1 protein-coding gene is annotated in these 244 nt (G+C 35.7%); it reads right to left on the reverse strand.

Features of this window, described 5'->3' with window-relative positions:
• Positions 1 to 244 (reverse strand): hypothetical protein (locus tag IAE51_RS12080; RefSeq protein ID WP_200095656.1); only part of this gene is annotated, 244 nt, incomplete at both ends.

Genomic DNA, 244 nt, shown 5'->3' on the forward strand with positions numbered 1-244 from the left:
GATTAAACCTAGGGTTTGATTTCTTAAATCCAAAGCGACAGGAACATCTTCTTGTTGGCTATATTTCTCAACTAAAGCTTTTACGTGGGTTGCCCATTCATCTTCATCACGTGAAGTATAGTCTGTTTCAACTTTCAATCCTGAGGGTTGGGTTCCAGTTCCTAGTGAAACTTGTAGAAAATCTTTATTATTGACCATTCGTTCATAAAGACGAGAATCATATTTTTCAATCATCTCCAATAAT

This window comes from Lactococcus sp. S64, from assembly GCF_016516525.1.
In the GTDB taxonomy this organism is placed as follows: Bacteria; Bacillota; Bacilli; order Lactobacillales; family Streptococcaceae; genus Lactococcus; species Lactococcus lactis.